The sequence below is a fragment of the Acidovorax sp. LjRoot38 genome (assembly GCF_964252975.1).
Lineage (GTDB): Bacteria > Pseudomonadota > Gammaproteobacteria > Burkholderiales > Burkholderiaceae_C > Acidovorax > Acidovorax facilis.
Map to the genome: position 1 here is coordinate 22,049 of NZ_CAXUPT020000013.1, position 19,733 is coordinate 41,781.

Genomic DNA, 19,733 nt, shown 5'->3' on the forward strand with positions numbered 1-19,733 from the left:
TGCGCGCACGCACTTGAAGACTTCACCAGCTCCCGCGCTTCACTCCCCGTTTTGCGGCCTGCCTGCAGCGCACATCGATCGCCCACACCGACACCATGACCCAGCCCAGCTCCAACGCCCTGCACACCTCCGCCCTGACATCGCTGCCCCTGCTGGCACGCGGCAAGGTGCGCGACAACTACGCCGTGGGCGACGACCGCATCCTGATGGTGGCCAGCGACCGCCTGTCGGCCTTTGACGTGATCATGGGCGAGCCCATTCCGGGCAAGGGCGAGCTGCTCACGCAGATGGCGCTGTTCTGGTTCGACAAGCTCGGAGATATCTGCCCCAACCACCTGACGGGCGACGCGCCGGAAAGTGTGGTGTCTCCGGAAGAAGCCCCGCAGATCCGTGGCCGGTCCATGCTGGTGCAGCGGCTGCAGCCCATTCCGGTCGAAGCCGTGGTGCGCGGCTACCTGGCCGGCAGCGGCTGGAAGGAATACCAGGAATCACGCGCAGTGTGCGGGGTGCCCCTGCCAGAAGGGCTGACCAATGCCGCCAAGCTGCCCGAGCCCATCTACACCCCAGCCGCCAAGGCCGCTGCGGGCGAGCACGATGAAAACATCACGTTCGAGCGCACGGTGGAGATGATTGGCCTTCAGCTCGCCACCCGCATCCGCGACCTGAGCATTGCGATCTACAAGGCTGCTGCCGACATCGCGCTCGCCAAAGGCATGATCATTGCCGACACCAAGTTCGAGTTTGGCCTGGCGCCCGATGGCACGCTGGTGCTGATGGACGAAGTGCTCACGCCCGACAGCTCGCGCTACTGGCCCGTGGAAGGCTACGAGGCCGCCCTGGCCGCTGGCCAGAACCCACCGAGCTACGACAAACAATTTGTGCGCGACTGGCTGGAGCAAGCCCAGGTGAACGGCAAGCCCTGGGACAAGACCGCGCCCGCCCCCCGCCTGCCGCGCGAAGTGATCGAAAAGACCGCCGCCAAGTACCGTGAAGCGCTGGAACGGCTGACAGCCTGACGCCTCCGTCTGTTCTATACAAAAGCAAAGGCCCTTCACGGGCCTTTGCTTTTTGGCGCGTCAGACCCCGCTCAGCTCAGCACGACGCTGGAGAGTCGGCGCCGGTAGGTCGCCACCACCGGGTCGTCGGGAGGGATCTGGCCGTCGGCCACCTTCACCTTGGGCGGCTCGATGATTTCAAGGATGGCCACATAGGTCTTGCGGGCAGCCTCTTCGCCCCAGGCCTTGTCGCGCATGAGGATTTCGAGCAGTTCGTCCATGGCGTCCGTCCAGCGCTGGTCGGCCATGAGCCAGCGGGCGCGGGCGTAGCGGGTGTCAAAGTCGCGCTTGTTGGCGGCGATTTTTGCATCAAAATCGGCACCAGCGCCTTCCCCATAAGCGTTAGAAGCTACGAAATCAATAGCATCCATCCAGGCTTTCAACGCACCCAGCTTGCGCGAGGCTGCGGCCTTGGCGATGACGGGGGCAAAGGCGACCTTGGCGTCGTCTTCGCGACGCAACTGCAGCAGCAGCTTGACGTAGTCGAAGCGCGCGTCGTCATTGGAAGGATCGGTCACCACGGCGTGCTGCAGCTTCTCCAGCGCGGTACTGGTGTCGCCTTCGGCCAGGGCGTCCTGGGCTTCTTCTTCCTCGATTTCCGCCACCAGTTCTTCGGCGGTGGGGATGTGCTTGTCCAAGAAGGCGCGCACCTGGCCTTCGGGCAGGGCGCCCATGAAGCCATCCACGGGCTGGCCATTCATGAGCAGCACGCAGGTGGGAATGCTGCGGATGCCGAACATGCCCGCCAACTGCTGCTCCTGGTCCGAATCGATCTTGACCAGCTTGAAGCGGCCCGCGTAGTCGGTCTCCAGCTTTTCCAGCACCGGCCCCAGCGACTTGCAGGGGCCACACCAGGGCGCCCAGAAGTCCACCAGCACGGGCACGTTCATCGAGGCAGCAACCACCTCGGTTTCAAAATTTTCTACGGTGACGTCAATCATGGCGGTGTGGAGGCCAGAGGCCTGTGGAGCGGTTTGCGCGCTATTTTGGCCCATCGAAACAGCCCCATGCCGGGAAGGGAGGCGCAAAAAGTAAAATCGCGGGTTCCACCTACAGCGGCAAAGCAGGCGCAACCTGCCCGCCAGCGCCCTCCACACCATGAAACCCATCCAGATCGGCGTGGTCATGGGTTCCAGCAGCGACTGGGACACCATGCAGCATGCAGTGCAGATTCTTGAACAGTTCGGCATCGCGCACGAGGCCCGCGTGGTCTCGGCCCACCGCATGCCCGACGACATGTTTGCCTACGCCGAGGCCGCCGCGGGCCGGGGCCTCAAAGCCATCATCGCGGGCGCCGGTGGCGCCGCCCACCTGCCCGGCATGATTGCCGCCAAGACCACCGTGCCCGTGCTGGGCGTGCCCGTGGCCAGCCGCCACCTGCAGGGTGTGGATTCGCTGCACAGCATCGTGCAGATGCCCAAGGGCATCCCCGTGGCCACGTTCGCCATCGGCACGGCGGGCGCTGCCAATGCGGCCCTGTTCGCCGTGGCCCTGCTGGCCAACGAAAGCCCCGAACTGCGCCAGCGCCTGGAAGCATTCCGCGCCGAGCAGACGGAAGTGGCCCGCAACATGACCTTGCCGCCTGCTGCATGAGCGCCGACAACACTTTGGCACCGCTGCTGCCTGGCGCCACGCTGGGCGTGCTCGGCGGCGGCCAGCTGGGCCGCATGTTCGTGCACCAGGCGCAGGCCATGGGCTACTTCACGGCCGTGCTCGACGCCGACCCCACCAGCCCCGCCGGGCTGGTGAGCCACCACCACATCCAGACCGGCTATGAAGACCCGCAGGGCCTGACCGAGCTGGCCCGCCTGTCGGATGCGGTGACCACCGAGTTCGAAAACGTACCCGCTGCCGCGCTGGCTGCACTGGCTGCGCAACGCCCCGTGTCGCCTGCCGCCAGCGCTGTGTCGGTGGCGCAGGACAGGGCCCGGGAAAAGGCCCACTTTGTGGCCTGCGGCGTGCCCTGTGCGCCGTATGCGGTGATCGAGACGGCGGAGCAACTGGCTGCAGTTTCTTCTGATCTGTTACCAGGCATCCTGAAGACGGCCCGCATGGGCTACGACGGCAAGGGCCAGGTGCGCGTGAAGACGCCCGCCGAGCTGGCCGCTGCATGGGACTCAGTCGGCAAGGTGCCCTGCGTGCTGGAGAAGATGCTGCCGCTGGCGCTGGAATGCTCGGTGATCGTGGCGCGCGGCGCCGACGGTGGCACCGTGCACCTGCCCGTGCAGCGCAACCTGCACCGCGACGGGATTCTGGCGGTGACGGAGGTTTTTGAACAGAATCTGCCTCCAGCGCTTGCCCAGCAAGCGGTAGCAGCTGCAGTTTCGATAGCAAATGGTTTGCAATACGTCGGCGTGCTCTGCGTGGAGTTCTTTGTGCTGCAGGACGGCAGCCTGGTGGTGAACGAGATCGCCCCGCGCCCACACAACAGCGGCCACTACAGCCAGAACGCCTGCGATGTGTCGCAGTTCGAGCTGCAGGTACGCACCATGGCCCGCCTGCCGCTCACGCAGCCACGCCAGCACAGCCCCGCCGTGATGCTCAACCTGCTGGGCGACCTGTGGTTTGCGCACGGCGACGCCGCGCAGATGCCCCCCTGGGCCGAGGTGCTGGCCCTGCCCGGCACGCACCTGCACCTGTATGGCAAGCGCGACGCCAAACGCGGCCGCAAGATGGGGCATCTCAACATCACCGCAGCCACCCCCGAAGCAGCACGTGCCACTGCCCTGCAGGCGGCGGCCCTGCTGGGCATCGCACCGTTCTGACCATGATTCTTGACGGCACCCAGCCCGCATCCATCGCCGCCGCAGCGCGGGCCGTGCGCAGCGGCGCGCTGCTCGGCCTGCCCACTGAGACGGTGTACGGCCTGGCGGCCGACGCCAGCAGCGATGCCGCCGTGGCGCAGATCTTTGCGGCCAAGGGGCGCCCCAGCGACCACCCCCTGATCGTGCATGTGGCCAATGCCGAGGGCATTGCGCACTTCGCCAGCGAAGTGCCGGGCTTTGCGCAGAAGCTGGTCGATGCCTTCTGGCCCGGCCCGCTCACGCTCATCCTGCCGCGCCTGCCCGGCGTGGCCAGCGCCGCCACGGGCGGGCAGGACAGCGTGGGACTGCGCTGCCCCGCCCACCCCGTGGCCCATGCCCTGCTGCTGGCCTGCGCCGCACCCGGCGACAGCGACGCCCAGGGCGGCCCGCCCGTGTGGGGCGTGGCCGCCCCCAGCGCCAACCGCTTTGGCCGCGTGAGCCCCACCACCGCCCGGCACGTGCAGGACGAGCTGGGCGCCGAGCTGCTGGTGCTCGACGGCGGCCCGTGCGAAGTGGGCATCGAAAGCACCATCGTGGACTGCACGCGGGGCGTGCCCGTGCTGCTGCGCCCCGGCGCCATCACGCGCGAGCAGATCCGGGCGGCCTGCGGCATTGCCCCGCTGTCCAAGGACGACATGCCCGCGCTCACGCCCCGCGCCTCGGGCACGCTCGAAGCGCACTACGCGCCCGCCGCCAAGGTGCGACTGATGGACGCCAAGGCGCTGCAGACCGGCCTGGACCTGCTGGGCGCCGACGCCGCCCACATCGCGGTGTATGCCCGTGCTGCGCTGCGCACCCAATCGTCCAAGCTCGTCATGCGCCGCATGCCCGACGACGCCACCGCCACGGCCCAGCAGCTGTTCGCGGTGCTGCGCGGCTTTGACGACGATGGCGTGAAACTGATCTGGATCGAGACCCCGCCCACCAGCCCCGAGTGGGAAGGTGTGCGCGACCGCCTGCAGCGTGCGTCTGCAGCATGAGACTCCCCCCTGAGGCGCAGCGCGCCTTCCCCCCTCTCTCGCGCTGTGCGCGGGAGGGGAGACGCCGCCAGCGCGGCGGGGCGGCCCTTGCGCCGCGGCCGCTGGTCTGGGCCATGCCAACACATCCGCAGCGCCCACAATGCGCAGGCACGCACGAGGCAGCCGCTTTACATGCGTTGACGTTGCACCGCTAAACTACCCCCCACTTTTCTGGAGAAATACATGGCAGCAAATTGGATGCGCCGCACCGTACTGGTCGCCGCATGTGCGTCGGCCGCGTTGCTCGCGGCCTGCGGTTCCAGCACCACCGAATCGGCCATCGCGCCCGAGCGCTTCATCGCGTTTGGCGATGCCAACAGCGATGTGGGGCAAAAAGGAACGCGCTATACCGTCAACGACGGCAGTGTGAACAACTGGACCCTGCAGGTGGCCGCCAACTACGGCAAGCCCCTTGCGGCCGCCTCTGCGGGTGGCAAGAGCTATGCCGTAGGCAATGCCCGCGTGAAGATCAAGCCCGACGCGGCTGGCAACGCCAGCACCGCCACCATCACCGAGCAGATCGACACCTTCCTGGCCAGTGGCAGCTTTGGCGCCAGTGACGTGGTGTTTCTGAGCGGCGGCATCAGCGACGTGATTGCCGGCATGGCCGCCGTGCAGGCCGGCACCCAGACCGAGGCCGCCATGGTGGCCGCAGCCCGCCAGGCGGGTGAAGACATGGCCGCGCAGGTGCGACGCCTGGTCGCCGCAGGCGCCAAATATGTGGTCGTGACGGGAACCTACGACCTGAGCAAGACCCCCTGGGCCAAGACCATTGGCCGCGAAGCCCTTTTGGCCGACGCCAGCAGCCGCTTCAACGACGGCCTGCTCGTGGGCATCGTGGACCTGGGTGCCAACGTGCTGTATGTGGACCTGGCCTACTACGTGAACCTGTACACCGGCGTGCCCGCCAACTACGGTTTCAACAACGCCACCACGGCCGTGTGCACCTCGGTGGATGCCACCAACGGCATCGGCATCGGCGCGGGACAGGTCAACTCTGCCCTGTGCACCGCCTCCACGCTGCTGCCGGGCGCCAGCCAGACCTCCTACGTGTTTGCCGACCCGGTGTACCTCACGCCCTCGGCGCAACGCCAGTTCGGCACCTACGCTTACGACCGCCTGCGCGCCCGCTGGTAAGGGGCTGCTGACTCGCCCCCAGCCGCCGCTGAGCCTGCTGCTGTGCAGGGGCAGCGGCCCACAAAAAAAGCCGACCCTTGGGTCGGCTTTTTGCTGTGCGGCTTGCTGTGGCAAGCCAGCTGGCTTACTTGACCATGTCGAACACAGCGCGCGCCTGGGCGTGGCAGAACGGGGGTTCATAGGTGCCATGGTAGGCGCCGTAGTAGGTGGCAAACGCGGCCGACGCGGGGTCGGTGGGGGCCTGGCCACCCGGGCCAAAGGTGGCCTGGATGGCGGCATCGACGTCGACCGAGGTCACGTTGGTCAGGCCCCGGCTGTCGAAGTCGGCCTTCATCACGCGCTGGTGAATGGCTGGCGGCACTGTGGGGTCACCCGCGCCGCCGCACAGCAGCACGCGGGCCTTGGGGCTCCAGCCCAGCAGGTCGTTCTTCTTGGCCGCCAGGTACAGCGGGTGGGTGGTGCTGGTCTGCGAGCCCGTGATGAAGGCGGACTGGAACAGCGCGTCGCGCGCCTGGTTAGGCGTGCCTGCGGGCAGGGTGCCCGAGGTGAGCAGCGTGGTGTAGGTCATCGTGGGGTTGGGCAGCAGGTTTTCGATGTAGCCCGAGTACGGTGCCTTGAAGACCTGCTTGACGTCCGTGTAAACGTCGCCATAGACCTTCTGCCAGGCCGTCACCAGATACGGCACGAAGAACTGCACCCCGGCAATCGCATCCGGAATGCGCAGCGAGCCCGACAGGTTGTACGGGCCCGCCAGGTGGGCACCAGCAACCACATTGAATTCGCTGCCGTAGTCGCGTTCCGCAGCGCGGTGCGCGGCCATCGACGAGTGCCCGCCCTGCGAGTAGCCCGTGAACATGACCTTGCCCGACAGATTGGCCCCCACGGTGCCCGCTGCGTTGCGCGCGGCACGCACCGAGTCGATGACCGTGGTGGCTTCCGAGTCGGCATGCAGGTAGGGGTGGTAGCTGTAGCCCGACTTGGCAAAGCCCAGGTAGTCGGTGGCCACCACCGCATAGCCCTGGGCGGCGTACATGGCGGCGAGCAGGAAGGTTTCGTTGTCCTGCGGGTTGGCCAGGGTGCGGGGCTTTTGCACATCGGTGCCCTTGGCGTAGGCAATCAGCGGTGCGGCCGTGCTGCAGCTGCCAGCGGGCACCAGCATCACGCCCGAGGCGTTGGTGTTCTCTCCGGCCTTGGCGCCGACGGTGGCGTAGTTGAGCGCCACCACCTTGACATCACACTTCGCCTTGCCCGTGATGGCCTGCAGACCGCTGCTGGAGGTGCCTGCGTCGATCTGCGCGGCCGTCAGCGTGGTCATCACGGCAGGGGGGTCGATCAGCGAGCCACGGTCTGGATCGTCAGAGCCACCGCAGGCGACAAGCAGCACCGCAGCAGCGGCAACACAGGTAAGGCGGAAATACTTCATGGATGGATACCTCAGGTCAAGAAACAACGACGCATCGTGCGCGCACCTGCACTGCACCATCCATAGGGGATAACGCGGACCGAACCAGCGGGCAGACGCCTAGGTGACAGCAGCCCGCCAGCGGCGGCCGCTCAACGATGGCCGCGCGCCCCGTAGGCCAGCTTCATCCCCAGGATCGTCCCCGCCAGCGCGAGCGTGATGGCGTTGGCCACCACGATGGGCCACGCCGCCAGGACGACGCCATACACCAGCCACAGCGCCACCCCCGCCGTGAACACGCTGTACATGCCCAGAGAGATGCCCCGGACATCGCGCGTGCGGAACGTGTGCAGGGCCTGCGGAACGAAGCTGCAGGTGGTCAGGAAGGCGGCAACGTAGCCGATCAGCTCGGTGGTGGACATGAAGGGAGGCGGGTGACTGCGCGGCGGATGGCTGCGCGAGTGCGCATTATTCACTGGTCGCGCGCGGTCCAGTCGATCAGGCTGTCGAGCACGGGCCGTGCAGCGCCGGCATTGGCATGGTTGACCACGGCCACCAGCACATACCGCCGCCCGCTGGCCGCGTGCACGTAACCGGCCACGGCCATCACATCGCGCAGGCTGCCCGTCTTGAGGTGCGCCGTGCCCGCACGGCTCTGGCTGCGGCGCAGCGTGCCGTCCACCCCGGAGATGGGCAGCGACGCCACCAGCTCCGGCATCACGGGCGATACCCAGGCCACCTGCAGCATGCGCGCCAGTGCCTGGGCGGTGATGCGCGCATCGCGGCTGAGCCCCGCGCCGTTGTCTGCCAGCGGCAGCTCTGCGTCCCCCATGCGCGATACCCACCACTGGCGCAGTGCCTCGCGGGCGCCGTCGAAGGTGGCCACGCCGTTCTTTTGCAGCGCAAGGGTCAGAAAGACATGCTGCGCCATGACGTTGTTGCTGTACTTGTTCACGTCGCGCACGACCTCGGCCAAGGCTGGCGACGTGACCACAAACGCGGGTTTGAGGCCCGCAGGCACCTTGCCTTCGCGCACGCTGCCCGTGAGCTTGCCGCCCAGTTCGCGCCACATGCCCTCCACGGCCTTCGCCGCAAAGCCGCGCGGGTCGGCGGCGGCCACGGGCCACACCCGCTCCCCGCAGGACGCGGGGTACACGCCCTGAAAGCTCACCTTGGCAGGGTCGGCCAGCTCCGCCCGCAAGGTACCACGCCAGTCGCCACACTCGGTGCCCGGCGCGCCCAGCGCCACGGTGGCCTGGCGCGCCACGCCCGCCAGGGGTGGGTCGTACTGAATGCGCGCCAGGCCTGCGGCGGCATCCGGCACAAAGGTCATCACCGACGATTTGTAGTTGAGCAGCAGCGCGTCGGGCGCGGCGTTGTAGGGGCGCAGGGGCTCGCCATCAAATCGCGCTGGATCGTGGTCGGGCACCTCAAAGGCGGTGCGGTCGAGCACGATGTCGCCCACGATGACCTGGATGCCCTGGCCCTGCAGGCGGCGCATCAGCAGCCACAGGCGCTCCATGACCAGCTTGGGGTCTCCCTGGCCCTGGATGTAGACGTTGCCCCGCAGGCTGCCGTCCTGCACCGTGCCCTGCAGATAGACCGGGGTGTTCCACACATAGGCGGGGCCCAGTTGCTCCAGCGCGGCGTAAGTGGTCACCAGCTTCATCACCGATGCCGGGTTCACCGGCAACTGCGCACGGTGCGCCAGGCGCGCAGGCGAAGTCTTGCCGCCCTGGGCATCCACCACCATCACCGACAGGGCCTCGCGCGGTAACCTGGCGCGGGCCAGGGCGGCTTCGACCTCGGGCGGCAGCGGGGTGGCGGGCGCCGCCGTCTGGGCCTGGGCCGTGTCAACAGCCCCCACCAGAGCCAACCAGGCCACAACAACACCCAGGGCGCCACGCAGCGCAGCGCGGCGCCAAAAAACAGGAAGCAAAAGCATGGAGCGAGTCTATCGCCCGGCAGGAAACCCACCTGGGCCGCGGCGGCCCCCCAGACCCGCTGCAAGCGCCGCCGCCCCCACCCACCGATAATCCCCCGATGCGTTTTTCTCCTCGTGCCATCGGCCTGCTGGCAGCAGTCGTGACGGTCACCATCTGGACGGGTTTCATCGTCATTGCCCGCGCCTCGGCCCAGCGCACGCTCACCCCGTTCGACATTGCGCTGCTGCGCATCGTGGGCGCCAGCCTGGTCCTGCTGCCCTGGGGCTGGTGGATGGTGCGGCAGCGCACCACAGCACTGGGCTCTGCGGCCCCGCCCTCCAGCCTGGCAGGTATCTCGCCCCTGCCGCTGCGCACCACGGTGCTGCTGGGCAGCTTTGGCGGTCTGCTCTACGCCATGCTGGCCTATGCGGGGTTCTTCCACGCGCCCGCCACCCATGCGGCGGTGCTCATGCCGGGCAGCCTGCCGCTGTGGACGGCGCTGCTCGCCGCCGTGCTGCTGCGCGACCACATCACCCCGCTGCGCGCGGCGGGCCTGGCGCTGATCGTGGCAGGCGACCTGCTGGTGGGCGGGCGCAGCCTGCTGGCAGCGTTTTCGGGCGGTGATGTGTGGAAGGGCGACGTGCTGTTCATGCTGGCCGCCTCCTGCTGGGCCACCTACAGCGTGCTGGCCCGGCGCCACGCCGTGGACGCCGTGCAGGCCACCATCGCCATCACCGCGTTTGCCTGCCTGGTCTATGTTCCCAGCTATGCCCTGCTGATTGCGCTGGGAACCGTCACCAGCCATCTGGCCATTGCGCCGTGGAGCGAGATCGTCTTTCACATGGCGTTCCAAGGTGGCGGGTCGGTGGTGATCTCGGGCATTGGCTTCACCCGCATGATCCAGCACTATGGCCCGGTGCGCTCCACCATGATCACGGCCCTGGTGCCCGGCCTCTCGGCCATCGGCGCGGTGATTTTTCTGGACGAGCCGATGTACTGGAACCTCGTCGCCGGCCTGCTGCTGGTGACTGCCGGTATCCTGCTGGGCGTGCTGCGCAGGAGCCAGGCGCCTGCGGTCACCCCGCCCACGCCCGTGCCTGGCCCTACCGTCCCCTGACCTCCTTTGCCGCGCAACCCCACTGGCCCCATGAATCTGCTTGCTTTCGACACCAGCACCGACACCCTTTCCATTGCCGTCCAGCACGGGGATGCCGTGTGGCAGCACACGGGTCCCGGGGGCGCGCAAGCATCGGCCACCCTGATCCCGACGGTGCGCAGCCTGATGGCACAAGCGGGCCTGTCGTTCGACACGCTGGAGGCCATTGTTTTTGGCCGGGGCCCAGGCTCCTTCACCGGCCTGCGCACCGCCTGCGCCGTGGCCCAGGGGCTGGCGTTTGGCGCGCGCGCGGGCCAGGGTGTGCCGGTGCTGCCCGTGGACACCCTGCTGGCCGTGGCCGAGGAAGCGCGCCACGCGCACGGCTGCACGCAGGTGGTGGCGGTGCTGGACGCGCGCATGGACGAGGTCTACCACGCGCGCTGCGAATGGGTCGCCGCCCAGGGCCGCTGGCACACCGAGGCCGACTTTGGCCTGGGCGCACCGGAATCCGTGCTTGCCCCCGCAGGGTGGACGGTGGCGGGCAATGCGCGCACGCCCTATGGCGAGCGGCTGACGCCCACGGCCGCCCACGTGGCCGCGCTGCCCACAGCCACGGCGCTGCTGCGCCTGGCACCGGCCTTGCTGGCAGCGGGCGAAGGTGTGCCGGCCAGCGATGCGCTGCCGCGCTACATCCGCGATAAAGTGGCACAAACCACCGCCGAGCGGGCTGCGCTGCGCGCCGCCCAGGCGGTGCCCGCTCCTTTGTGAATCCTCTCTGCCGGACCCCATGAGCGCCCTGCCCACCCCGTCTGCCGGCGCGCCCGAGGCGCGCTTTGAAGCCCTCACGCTCGCGCGGCTGGATGCCGTGCTGGCGGTGGAACAACGTGCCTATTCGCACCCCTGGACACGCGGCAACTTCACCGATGCCATGGCCTCGGGCTACCAGGCACAGGTGCTGATGGCGGACGAACACCTGCTCGGCTACTTCGTGGCCATGATGGGGGTGGACGAGGTGCACCTGCTCAACATCACCGTCACCCCCCAGTTCCAGCGCCAGGGCTGGGCGCGGGTGCTGCTGGACGCGCTGGCCCTGTGGTCGCGCGGGCGCGGCGCCCAATGGCTGTGGCTGGAGGTGCGCGTGAGCAACCTGCGCGCCCAGCACATCTACCAGACACACGGGTTCCGACGCGTGGGCGAACGCAAGCGCTACTACCCCGCCGACCTGGGCCAGCGCGAAGATGCCGTGGTCATGAGCCTGGCACTGTGAGCAACACCTTCAACCGGCCCTTTTTTCCATGAGCCTTCACCTCGATGCGCGGCAGCGCGCCATGCTGCAAGAAATGGGCGTCACCGTGTGGGTGCAGCCGGAGGCACCGGTAGCCCGCACCACAGCCGGGGCCCCCGTCGTCGCCGTGACGGCGCACGCCCCTGCCGCCCGCATGGCGCCCCCCACCGCCCCGGCACCCGCCGTGGCCAGCCCTCCTGCTGCGCGAGCGCCCCAGCCAGCGGCCCCGCGAGCACCCGCACCGGCACCTGCGGTAGAGAACGCAGGCGCAGCACCGGCCATTCCCAGCTTACGGCTGCATGCGCCCCAGGTGCTTTACCCCAGCGCCGACCCATCGCAGACCCCGGCCGGGCTGGGTGGAGGCTGGCTGATCGTGACCGAGAGCCTGACGCCGGGCGAGCCGCTGGGTGGCGACGCAGGCCGGCTGCTGGACAACATGCTGCGCGCCATGCAGCTGCACAAGCACCCCCGTGTGTTCCTTGCTGCGCTGGAGCGCACTGCAGCCGGCGCAGAGACCGGTGGCGACAGCAACATCCCCGCCGCGCTGGCCGACGCCGTGGCTGAGTTACAACCCGCCCTGGTCCTGGTGCTGGGCCATGTGGCGGCGCGGGCGGCGCTGGGGCGCACCGAGCCGCTGGGCCGCTTGCGCGCGGGCCCGCACCAGCTGGCGGAATGCCCGGCCGTGGTGACCTACGACCCCGCGTTTCTCTTGCGCTCGCAAGACGTCAAGGCCGCCGCCTGGGCCGACCTGTGCCGGGCGCTGGCCATCGTGCGCCAGGCTTCGCCCGGCTGACCGCTGAGGGCGCGGGCATTTGCAACGACTCCACTGCAGCCGCAGTGCCATAATCCGCCGCCTGTCCATTTTTTTACGGAGAAAGCCCCTTGGAAACCTACCCGAGTTGGTAGCTTTCAGCTCCCCGGCCTGCCGCTGTGGGGTTGAAAGCACCCGATCCCCCACACCGCAGATGCCATACAACAAGGGAGTGAGCCCATGCTCAACATCTTCACGCTCGCCAATGGCCGGCTGTTCCAGGAAGAAATTGAATCGCTGGAAGAGCTGACCAAGTTCCAGCCGATCTGGGTGGACCTGGAAGCCCCCACGCTCGAAGAAAAACGCTGGATCAAGCAGCACTACGGCCTGTCCATCCCCGAGGATGCGATGGACGAGGACATCGAGGAATCCGCCCGCTTCTACGAAGAAGACAACGGCGAGCTGCACATCCGCAGCGACTTCTTGATTGACGACGACGAAGACCCCCGCTCGGTGCGCGTGGCCTTCATCCTGAACCAGCACAACGCCAACCTCAAGAGCCGGGGCGTGCTGTTTTCCATCCACGACGAAGACGTGCCGGTGTTCCGCCTGCTGCGCATGCGCGCACGCCGCGCGCCGGGCCTCATCGAGGACGCCAAGGAAGTTCTGCTCAAGCTGTTCGATGCCGACGCCGAGTATTCGGCCGACACGCTCGAAAACATCTACGACGAGCTGGAGAAAGTCAGCAAGCAAGTGCTGGCCGGCGACGTGACCGACGCCCTTGCTGGCGAGGTGCTGGGCGCCATTGCCCGTCAGGAAGACTTGAACGGCCGTATCCGCCGCAACGTGATGGACACCCGCCGCGCGGTGAGCTTCATGATGCGCAGCAAGATGCTCAACTCCGAGCAGTTCGAGGAAGCCCGCCAGATCCTGCGCGACATCGAATCGCTGGACAACCACACGGCGTTCCTGTTCGACAAGATCAACTTCTTGATGGACGCCACGGTCGGTTTCATCAACATCAACCAGAACAAGATCATCAAGATCTTCTCGGTGGCCAGCGTGGCGCTGCTGCCGCCCACGCTGATTGCGAGCGTGTACGGCATGAACTTCAAGTTCATGCCCGAGCTGGACTGGTCGCTGGGCTACCCGTATGCGCTTGCGCTGATGGTGGCCAGTGCGCTCGGGCCCATGTGGTATTTCCGCAAGCGCGGCTGGTTGAAGTAGCCCCCCTGTGGCGCTACGCGCCTTCCCCCCCGAGGGGGGGACGCCTCCAGCGGCCCGGCAGAGCCGGTTCCGCGGTGGCGCTGGTATGTGGGGCGCGCCGGTTTCACGGCGCGGGGGCGAACTTGTCGCCCCTGAAGCTCTTGCTGATTCTTTGAATCCACGCCCTGCCCGTTCGGGCTGAACCTGTCGAAACCGAAGCGAAGCTGGTGATCGGTTCGTCGGTTATCTCAACGCAAAATATGAGTCAAATTGACCTCTAGCGCTTATCCATCAAGCGCTAGTAGCTATTAATTTCATAGTTTCTTCATGAGGGCAAGCACCATGTGCTCGGCATAGCGGCTGGCCACGGTCTGCACGAAGAGGGGGAAGTCCACGTGCGCGGTGTCGTCGGCGCGGTCGGAGATGGTGCGCACCGCGGCGAAGGGGATGCCGTAGTCGTGACACACCTGGGCCACGGCGGCGCCTTCCATTTCTACGGCCAGCACATTGTGGCCAGCGTCGTGCAACGTGGTGCGCAGACGGTGGGCTTCATCGGCGGCAGAAAAAAAGCGGTCCCCGCTGGCAACCAGGCCGTGGTGCGCGCGGTGCAGGGCATCTTCCGATGTGCTCTGTGGCGCATACTTCAAGCCAAATTGGTCTCTAGCGCTTGATACACAATCGTTAGCAGCTTCCAAAAGCATAGCAGACAATGCTGCATCACAGACCAGGCGGCTGCGTGCGTAGCCCGGCACTTCCCAGCGGGGGAACAGGGGCGAGGCGTCCATGTCGTGCTGGAGGTAGTCCTGCGCTACCACCACGTCGCCCACATTCACGCCATCGCCCACACCGCCCGCAACCCCGGTGAAGACGATACGCGCCACACCGAAACGCTCGATGAGCGCCGTGGCCGTGGTGGCCGCCGCCACCTTGCCGATACCCGACAGCGCCAACACCACCGGACGGCCCTGCAGATCACCCAGCCAGAAAGCCCGGCCTGCGTGCATCACCCGCTGAGGGTGCAAGAGGTGATCAACCAGCGAGCTTTGCTCTTCGGGCAAGGCGCTGAGGATGGCGGTGGTCATGGCCTACGAAACCGACACGTCCCATACCAGCGGACGCCGTGGAACTGGCTTCGCCAGGCCGCTGGCGTCGTCCCCCTTTCCGGCGCGAGCCGAGAGAAGGGGGAAGCCGCGAAGCGGCTCAGGGGGATGGTCATTTCTTGTCGCGCAGCTCGCGGCGCAGGATCTTGCCCACGGGGGTCTTGGGCAGCTCGGTGCGGAACTCGATGACCTTGGGCTGCTTGTAGCCCGTGAGTTCAGCGCGGCAGAACTCCTTGACCTGCGCTTCGGTAAGCGCGGGGTCTTTCTTGACGATCACGAGCTTGACGGCTTCGCCAGTCTTCTCGTCGGGCACGCCCACCACGGCGCATTCGAGCACGCCGGGGCAGTTGGCCACGACTTCTTCCACCTCGTTGGGGTAGACGTTGAAGCCGCTAACCAGCACCATGTCCTTCTTGCGGTCCACGATCTTGAAGAAGCCGCGCTCGTCCATGACACCGATGTCGCCGGACTTGAAGAAGCCGTCGTCGGTCATGACCTTGGCGGTTTCATCGGGGCGCTGCCAGTACCCGGCCATCACCTGCGGGCCCTTGATCGCGATCTCGCCGGGCTGGCCGAGGGTGGTGACTTCCTTACCATCGTCGTCGATCAGCTTCATCAGGGTGCCGGGGAGCGGCACGCCAATGGTGCCCGTGAACTCCTTGGCGGTCACAGGGTTGCAGCTGACCGAGGGGCTGGTCTCCGACAGGCCGTAGCCTTCGCAGATGGGGCAGCCGGTCTTCTCCAGCCACAGTTTGGCCACAGCGCCCTGCACGGCCATGCCCCCGCCCACCGAGACCTTGAGGTTCTTCCAGTTGACGGTATTGAAGTCGGGGTGGTTGGCCAGGCCGTTGAACAGCGTGTTCACGGCCGGGAAGCTGTGGAAGGTGTGCTTGGACAGTTCCTTGAGCACGGCAGGCAGGTCGCGCGGGTTGGGGATCAGGATGGTCTTGCCGCCTGTGCGCATGCTCAGCATCATGTTCACGGTGAACGCGAAGATGTGGTACAGCGGCAGCGCGCAGATGCTGGTCTGCTGTTCGCCTGCGGGCACCTTCTTCATCACGGGGTCGTTCCACGCCTCGGACTGCAGCACGTTGGCGATCACGTTGCGGTGCAGCAGCACGGCGCCCTTGCTCACACCCGTGGTGCCGCCGGTGTATTGCAGCAGCGCGATGTCGTCAGGCTTGATATCGGGCTTCTTGAGCGTGCCGCGCGTGCCCTGGGCCACCGCGTCATTGAAGCGCACGGCACCCGGCAGGTTGTAGGCGGGCACCATCTTCTTGACGTTGCGCACCACATAGTTGACGAGCGCGCCCTTGAGCAGGCCCAACTGGTCGCCCATGGCGCACAGCACCACGTGCTTGACGGGCGTGTTCGCAATGCAGCTTTGCAGCGTGGTGGCGAAGTTTTCGATGATGACGATGGCCTTGGCACCCGAGTCCTTGAGCTGATGCTCCAGTTCGCGCGGCGTGTACAGCGGGTTCACATTGACCACCACAAAACCTGCGCGCAGGATGGCGGCCACCGTGACGGGATACTGCGGCACGTTGGGCATCATGATGGCCACACGGTCGCCCTTGACCAGGCCCAGGCCCTGCAGGTAGGCCGCAAACGCACTGCTCAGGGAGTCGGTCTGGGCATAGGTCACTTCCTTGCCCATGAAGCTGTAGGCCACGCGGCCAGCGTACTTGGTGAACGCCTCGTCCATGAGGGCCACGAGCGACGGGTATTGCGTGGTGTCGATGTCTGCGGGGACGCCTTGCGGATAGGCAGTCAGCCAGGGGCGATGGGTCATTGTTGTCTCCTGATAAGTTTTATTGAGGTCGTGAAATCCGTGCTGCGCCTAACAGCACGGTCGTGCTTTTTTGCGGTGGAATTATGCCCGTCACCCCTTGAGCGCGGAAAGAACTTCGTCGAGCATTTTCTTGGCGTCGCCAAACAGCATGCGATTGTTGTCCTTGTAGAACAGAGGGTTGTCCACCCCCGCATAGCCCGACGCCATGGAGCGCTTCATCACGATCGAGGTCTTGGCCTTCCACACTTCGAGCACCGGCATGCCGGCGATGGGGCTGGACGGATCGTCCAGCGCGCTCGGGTTCACGATGTCGTTGGCGCCGATGACCATGGCCACGTCGGCATTCGGGAAGTCCTCGTTGATCTCGTCCATCTCCATCACGATGTCGTAGGGCACCTTGGCCTCGGCCAGCAGCACGTTCATGTGGCCGGGCATGCGGCCTGCCACGGGGTGGATGGCAAAGCGCACCTCCACGCCCTTCTCGCGCAGGGTCTTGGTGATCTCGTACACCGTGTGCTGGGCCTGGGCCACAGCCATGCCGTAACCGGGCACGATGATCACACTCTTGGCGTCGCGCAGCAGCTCGGCCGTCTCGGCGGAGCTGACGGGTACGGCCTCGCCCTGTGGCTCGGTGGCCTCGCCTTTTTTGGCGGGAGTTCCAGCGCCCGAGCCAAAGCCGCCCGCGATCACGCTGATGAAGTTGCGGTTCATCGCGTTGCACATGATGTAGGACAGGATGGCGCCCGAGGAGCCCACGAGCGCGCCCGTGACGATAAGCAGGTCGTTGGACAGCATGAAGCCCGTGGCCGCCGCCGCCCAACCCGAGTAGCTGTTGAGCATGGACACCACCACCGGCATGTCGGCGCCACCAATGGCCATCACCATGTGAATGCCGAACAGCAGCGCGATCGCCGTCATCACCATCAGCGGCACCATGCCTTGTTCAATGGTCTCGGCGCGCAAAAACTCGCGGCCAAACCAGATCACGATCAGCAGCGCAGCCAGGTTCATCCAGTGGCGGCCGGGCAGCAACAGCGGCTTGCCACCGATCTTGCCGTTGAGCTTGCCAAAGGCGATCAGTGATCCGCTGAACGTGATGGCGCCGATCAGGATGCCGACATAGATCTCCACCTCGTGGATGATCTTCTCCGCGCCTTGCAGCTGGATCGAGGTATCCACATAGCTGGCAAACCCCACCAGGCAGGCCGCAAGACCCACCAGACTGTGCATGAGCGCGACCAGCTCCGGCATCTGCGTCATCTTGACGACCTTGGCCGCATACAGGCCGATGCCGCCGCCAATGACCAGCGCACCGACGATCCAGGCCACCCCTGCGGGGCTGACGCGCGGGCCGAACACCGTGGCCAGCACGGCCAGCGCCATGCCGACCATGCCGAACAGGTTGCCCCGGCGCGAGGTTTCGGGGTTGGAGAGCCCACCCAGGCTCAGGATGAACAAAATGGCCGCGCCCAAGTAGGCCACGGTAGCGAGACTTTGGGACATGTTCTGTGCTCCTCGTTGTTCTTGTCGTTATCGGATTACTTGCGGAACATGGCGAGCATGCGGCGCGTGACCGCAAAGCCACCGAACATGTTGACGGCCGTGAGCACCAGGGCGGCAAAGGCAAGCCACAGGATGAGCCCATCAGGGCGCCCATTGATGCCCGCATCGGGCGGCGCAATCTGCACCAGCGCGCCGATGGCGATGATGCTGGAGATGGCGTTGGTCACGCTCATCAGCGGCGTGTGCAGCGCGGGCGTGACGTTCCACACCACCATGTAGCCGATGAAACAGGCCAGCACGAACACCGTGAAGTGCCCCAGGAAGGCCACAGGCGCATAGGCACCAATGGCCCAGAACAACACGGCCAGCACGGCAAAAACAATGGTCAGCGTCTTGGCGGACATGGGGGCACCGGGGCCATGGCTGGATTTCTTGGCGGCCACGGGTGCCGCCGCAGCCTTGGGTGCCGGTGCAGGGGCCTGCTTGAGCGGTGGCGCAGGCCAGGTGATGGCACCATCCTTGACCACGGTAAGGCCCCGGATCGCGTCATCCTCCATATTGACCACGGCCACGCCGTCCTTGGCCTTGCACAGCTCTTCTGTCAGGCGCAGCAGGTTGGTGGAATACAGGGTGGACGACTGCTTGGCCAGGCGCGAAGCCAGGTCGGTGTAGCCGACGATGGTCACACCATGGCGCACCACGGCCTGGCCGGGCACCGTCAGCTCACAGTTGCCGCCTTGCTCGGCGGCCATGTCCACGATCACGCTGCCGGGCTTCATGCTCTGCACCATCTCGGCCGTGATGAGCTTGGGCGCGGGCTTGCCGGGGATCAGCGCGGTGGTGATGATGATGTCGGCGTCTTTCGCCTGCTCCGCGTACATCTTGCGCTGCGCGGCCTGGAAGCCCTCACTCATGACCTTGGCGTAACCGCCGCCACCCGAGCCTTCTTCCTCATAGTCCACCTTGACGAACTCACCGCCCAGCGACTTGACCTGGTCGGCCACCTCGGCACGTGTGTCGTTGGCGCGCACGATGGCGCCCAGGTTGGCTGCTGTGCCAATGGCCGCGAGCCCCGCCACGCCAGCGCCTGCGATGAACACCTTGGCCGGCGGCACCTTGCCCGCCGCCGTGATCTGGCCGTTGAAGAAGCGGCCAAAGGCGTTGGCCGCCTCGATGACGGCGCGGTAGCCGCTGACGCCAGCGGTGGAGGTGAGCGCGTCCATCTTCTGCGCGCGAGAGAGCGTACGTGGCAGGCAGTCGATGGCGAGCACCGTGGCCTTCTTCGCGGCCAACTGCTGCATCAGTTCCGGGTTCTGGGCGGGCCAGATGAAATCGATGAGCGTCGTACCCTCGCGCATCAGCGCCACTTCGTCGCTGCTGGGCGGGCGCACCTTGAAGACGATGTCGGATGCAGCCCACAGCGCGGCAGCGTCGTCCACGATCTGGGCGCCGGCGGCGCGGTAGGCGTCATCGCTGAAATTGGCGCCATCCCCAGCCCCCGACTCCACCGTGACCGCGAAGCCCAGCTTGATCAGCTTTTCCACCACATCGGGCACGGTGGCCACGCGCTTTTCACCGGGGAAGGTCTCCCTGGGCACGCCGATACGCTGCGGCTGCGGGACGGGGGTTGTCTGCATTAGAGGTCTCCTCGAGTTTCG

The 19,733-nt window shown here is 66.6% G+C and carries 18 protein-coding genes; 10 read left to right on the top strand and 8 right to left on the bottom strand.

Annotated features, from left to right (window positions below; all coding sequences use genetic code 11):
• Nucleotides 1-95: 95 nt before the first annotated feature.
• Nucleotides 96-1,016 carry a phosphoribosylaminoimidazolesuccinocarboxamide synthase gene (locus ACSQ22_RS20345; protein ID WP_121508285.1) on the top strand — a complete coding sequence of 307 codons (921 nt, stop codon included), beginning with the start codon at nucleotides 96-98 and terminating at the stop codon, nucleotides 1,014-1,016.
• A 71-nt stretch (nucleotides 1,017-1,087) separates the two neighbouring features.
• Here the strand turns inward: ACSQ22_RS20345 and trxA are convergent, their stop codons facing one another.
• Nucleotides 1,088-1,996: a thioredoxin gene (gene trxA / locus ACSQ22_RS20350; protein ID WP_431151110.1), complete on the bottom strand. Its 909-nt coding sequence runs from the start codon at nucleotides 1,994-1,996 to the stop codon at nucleotides 1,088-1,090.
• A 157-nt stretch (nucleotides 1,997-2,153) separates the two neighbouring features.
• Here trxA and purE point away from each other — a divergent pair, with 157 nt between their 5' ends.
• The 4 genes from purE (at nucleotide 2,154) to ACSQ22_RS20370 (ending at nucleotide 6,015) form a co-directional block, all read left to right on the top strand.
• The gene (purE, locus tag ACSQ22_RS20355) at nucleotides 2,154-2,648 is read left to right on the top strand and encodes a 5-(carboxyamino)imidazole ribonucleotide mutase (protein WP_055395445.1); all 495 of its coding nucleotides are present in this window, start codon (nucleotides 2,154-2,156) and stop codon (nucleotides 2,646-2,648) included.
• Nucleotides 2,645-3,820 (top strand): 5-(carboxyamino)imidazole ribonucleotide synthase, encoded by a 1,176-nt coding sequence (locus ACSQ22_RS20360; RefSeq protein WP_436131371.1) that lies wholly within the window; start codon nucleotides 2,645-2,647, stop codon nucleotides 3,818-3,820. Before purE ends, ACSQ22_RS20360 begins: the two co-directional genes overlap by 4 nt.
• 2 nt (nucleotides 3,821-3,822) lie before the next feature.
• Nucleotides 3,823-4,839, top strand: coding sequence for an L-threonylcarbamoyladenylate synthase (locus tag ACSQ22_RS20365; protein ID WP_176887405.1), 1,017 nt, complete (start codon nucleotides 3,823-3,825; stop codon nucleotides 4,837-4,839).
• Nucleotides 4,840-5,061: 222 nt separating this feature from the next.
• Complete coding sequence (locus ACSQ22_RS20370) at nucleotides 5,062-6,015, top strand: SGNH/GDSL hydrolase family protein (protein ID WP_436131372.1); 954 nt, start codon at nucleotides 5,062-5,064, stop codon at nucleotides 6,013-6,015.
• Between the two features lie 124 nt (nucleotides 6,016-6,139).
• Here ACSQ22_RS20370 and ACSQ22_RS20375 read toward each other — a convergent pair whose 3' ends face one another.
• From ACSQ22_RS20375 to dacB, 3 genes are all read right to left on the bottom strand, one after another.
• Nucleotides 6,140-7,438, bottom strand: a complete 1,299-nt coding sequence (locus ACSQ22_RS20375) for a lipase family protein (RefSeq protein WP_218301898.1) — start codon at nucleotides 7,436-7,438, stop codon at nucleotides 6,140-6,142.
• 131 nt (nucleotides 7,439-7,569) lie between these two features.
• Entirely contained in the window at nucleotides 7,570-7,839 is a 270-nt protein-coding gene (locus tag ACSQ22_RS20380) for a SemiSWEET transporter (protein WP_436131373.1), read from the bottom strand.
• Between the two features lie 50 nt (nucleotides 7,840-7,889).
• The gene (gene dacB, locus ACSQ22_RS20385) at nucleotides 7,890-9,362 is read right to left on the bottom strand and encodes a D-alanyl-D-alanine carboxypeptidase/D-alanyl-D-alanine endopeptidase (RefSeq protein ID WP_436131374.1); all 1,473 of its coding nucleotides are present in this window, start codon (nucleotides 9,360-9,362) and stop codon (nucleotides 7,890-7,892) included.
• Between the two features lie 98 nt (nucleotides 9,363-9,460).
• On the opposite strand from dacB, the gene ACSQ22_RS20390 reads away from it, so the two are divergent.
• The 5 genes from ACSQ22_RS20390 (at nucleotide 9,461) to corA (ending at nucleotide 13,701) form a co-directional block, all read left to right on the top strand.
• Nucleotides 9,461-10,459, top strand: a complete 999-nt coding sequence (locus ACSQ22_RS20390) for a DMT family transporter (protein WP_121421485.1) — start codon at nucleotides 9,461-9,463, stop codon at nucleotides 10,457-10,459.
• A gap of 30 nt (nucleotides 10,460-10,489) precedes the next feature.
• Nucleotides 10,490-11,206: a tRNA (adenosine(37)-N6)-threonylcarbamoyltransferase complex dimerization subunit type 1 TsaB gene (gene tsaB, locus ACSQ22_RS20395; protein ID WP_436131375.1), complete on the top strand. Its 717-nt coding sequence runs from the start codon at nucleotides 10,490-10,492 to the stop codon at nucleotides 11,204-11,206.
• Nucleotides 11,207-11,225: 19 nt separating this feature from the next.
• Entirely contained in the window at nucleotides 11,226-11,705 is a 480-nt protein-coding gene (gene rimI, locus ACSQ22_RS20400; RefSeq protein WP_436131376.1) for a ribosomal protein S18-alanine N-acetyltransferase, read from the top strand.
• 28 nt (nucleotides 11,706-11,733) lie between these two features.
• Nucleotides 11,734-12,516 carry a uracil-DNA glycosylase family protein gene (locus ACSQ22_RS20405; protein WP_436131377.1) on the top strand — a complete coding sequence of 261 codons (783 nt, stop codon included), beginning with the start codon at nucleotides 11,734-11,736 and terminating at the stop codon, nucleotides 12,514-12,516.
• 198 nt (nucleotides 12,517-12,714) lie between these two features.
• Nucleotides 12,715-13,701, top strand: a complete 987-nt coding sequence (gene corA / locus ACSQ22_RS20410) for a magnesium/cobalt transporter CorA (protein ID WP_055398450.1) — start codon at nucleotides 12,715-12,717, stop codon at nucleotides 13,699-13,701.
• 293 nt (nucleotides 13,702-13,994) lie between these two features.
• On the opposite strand, the gene ACSQ22_RS20415 is transcribed toward corA, so the two are convergent.
• The 4 genes from ACSQ22_RS20415 to ACSQ22_RS20430 all read right to left on the bottom strand — a co-directional run bounded on the left by ACSQ22_RS20415 (nucleotide 13,995) and on the right by ACSQ22_RS20430 (nucleotide 19,712).
• Nucleotides 13,995-14,762 carry a 5'-methylthioadenosine/adenosylhomocysteine nucleosidase gene (locus ACSQ22_RS20415; RefSeq protein ID WP_436131378.1) on the bottom strand — a complete coding sequence of 256 codons (768 nt, stop codon included), beginning with the start codon at nucleotides 14,760-14,762 and terminating at the stop codon, nucleotides 13,995-13,997.
• Nucleotides 14,763-14,892: 130 nt separating this feature from the next.
• Nucleotides 14,893-16,572: a long-chain-fatty-acid--CoA ligase gene (locus tag ACSQ22_RS20420; protein ID WP_121421489.1), complete on the bottom strand. Its 1,680-nt coding sequence runs from the start codon at nucleotides 16,570-16,572 to the stop codon at nucleotides 14,893-14,895.
• Nucleotides 16,573-16,662: 90 nt separating this feature from the next.
• Nucleotides 16,663-18,075 carry a Re/Si-specific NAD(P)(+) transhydrogenase subunit beta gene (gene pntB, locus ACSQ22_RS20425; protein WP_055398453.1) on the bottom strand — a complete coding sequence of 471 codons (1,413 nt, stop codon included), beginning with the start codon at nucleotides 18,073-18,075 and terminating at the stop codon, nucleotides 16,663-16,665.
• Nucleotides 18,076-18,110: 35 nt separating this feature from the next.
• A complete protein-coding gene (locus ACSQ22_RS20430) occupies nucleotides 18,111-19,712 on the bottom strand; it encodes a Re/Si-specific NAD(P)(+) transhydrogenase subunit alpha (RefSeq protein ID WP_436131379.1) in 1,602 nt (533 codons plus the stop codon).
• Nucleotides 19,713-19,733: the final 21 nt, after the last annotated feature.

Excerpts from the sequence above, each read along its gene's own strand:
- ACSQ22_RS20415 (WP_436131378.1), bottom strand. The coding sequence starts at position 14,762 with ATGACCACCGCCATCCTCAGCGCCTTGCCCGAAGAGCAAAGCTCGCTG.
- ACSQ22_RS20420 (WP_121421489.1), bottom strand. The coding sequence starts at position 16,572 with ATGACCCATCGCCCCTGGCTGACTGCCTATCCGCAAGGCGTCCCCGCA.
- pntB (WP_055398453.1), bottom strand. The coding sequence starts at position 18,075 with ATGTCCCAAAGTCTCGCTACCGTGGCCTACTTGGGCGCGGCCATTTTG.
- trxA (WP_431151110.1), bottom strand. The coding sequence starts at position 1,996 with ATGATTGACGTCACCGTAGAAAATTTTGAAACCGAGGTGGTTGCTGCC.
- ACSQ22_RS20380 (WP_436131373.1), bottom strand. The coding sequence starts at position 7,839 with ATGTCCACCACCGAGCTGATCGGCTACGTTGCCGCCTTCCTGACCACC.
- ACSQ22_RS20405 (WP_436131377.1), top strand. The coding sequence starts at position 11,734 with ATGAGCCTTCACCTCGATGCGCGGCAGCGCGCCATGCTGCAAGAAATG.
- tsaB (WP_436131375.1), top strand. The coding sequence starts at position 10,490 with ATGAATCTGCTTGCTTTCGACACCAGCACCGACACCCTTTCCATTGCC.
- ACSQ22_RS20345 (WP_121508285.1), top strand. The coding sequence starts at position 96 with ATGACCCAGCCCAGCTCCAACGCCCTGCACACCTCCGCCCTGACATCG.
- purE (WP_055395445.1), top strand. The coding sequence starts at position 2,154 with ATGAAACCCATCCAGATCGGCGTGGTCATGGGTTCCAGCAGCGACTGG.
- ACSQ22_RS20430 (WP_436131379.1), bottom strand. The coding sequence starts at position 19,712 with ATGCAGACAACCCCCGTCCCGCAGCCGCAGCGTATCGGCGTGCCCAGG.
- dacB (WP_436131374.1), bottom strand. The coding sequence starts at position 9,362 with ATGCTTTTGCTTCCTGTTTTTTGGCGCCGCGCTGCGCTGCGTGGCGCC.
- ACSQ22_RS20375 (WP_218301898.1), bottom strand. The coding sequence starts at position 7,438 with ATGAAGTATTTCCGCCTTACCTGTGTTGCCGCTGCTGCGGTGCTGCTT.
- ACSQ22_RS20390 (WP_121421485.1), top strand. The coding sequence starts at position 9,461 with ATGCGTTTTTCTCCTCGTGCCATCGGCCTGCTGGCAGCAGTCGTGACG.
- ACSQ22_RS20370 (WP_436131372.1), top strand. The coding sequence starts at position 5,062 with ATGGCAGCAAATTGGATGCGCCGCACCGTACTGGTCGCCGCATGTGCG.
- ACSQ22_RS20365 (WP_176887405.1), top strand. The coding sequence starts at position 3,823 with ATGATTCTTGACGGCACCCAGCCCGCATCCATCGCCGCCGCAGCGCGG.
- rimI (WP_436131376.1), top strand. The coding sequence starts at position 11,226 with ATGAGCGCCCTGCCCACCCCGTCTGCCGGCGCGCCCGAGGCGCGCTTT.
- corA (WP_055398450.1), top strand. The coding sequence starts at position 12,715 with ATGCTCAACATCTTCACGCTCGCCAATGGCCGGCTGTTCCAGGAAGAA.
- ACSQ22_RS20360 (WP_436131371.1), top strand. The coding sequence starts at position 2,645 with ATGAGCGCCGACAACACTTTGGCACCGCTGCTGCCTGGCGCCACGCTG.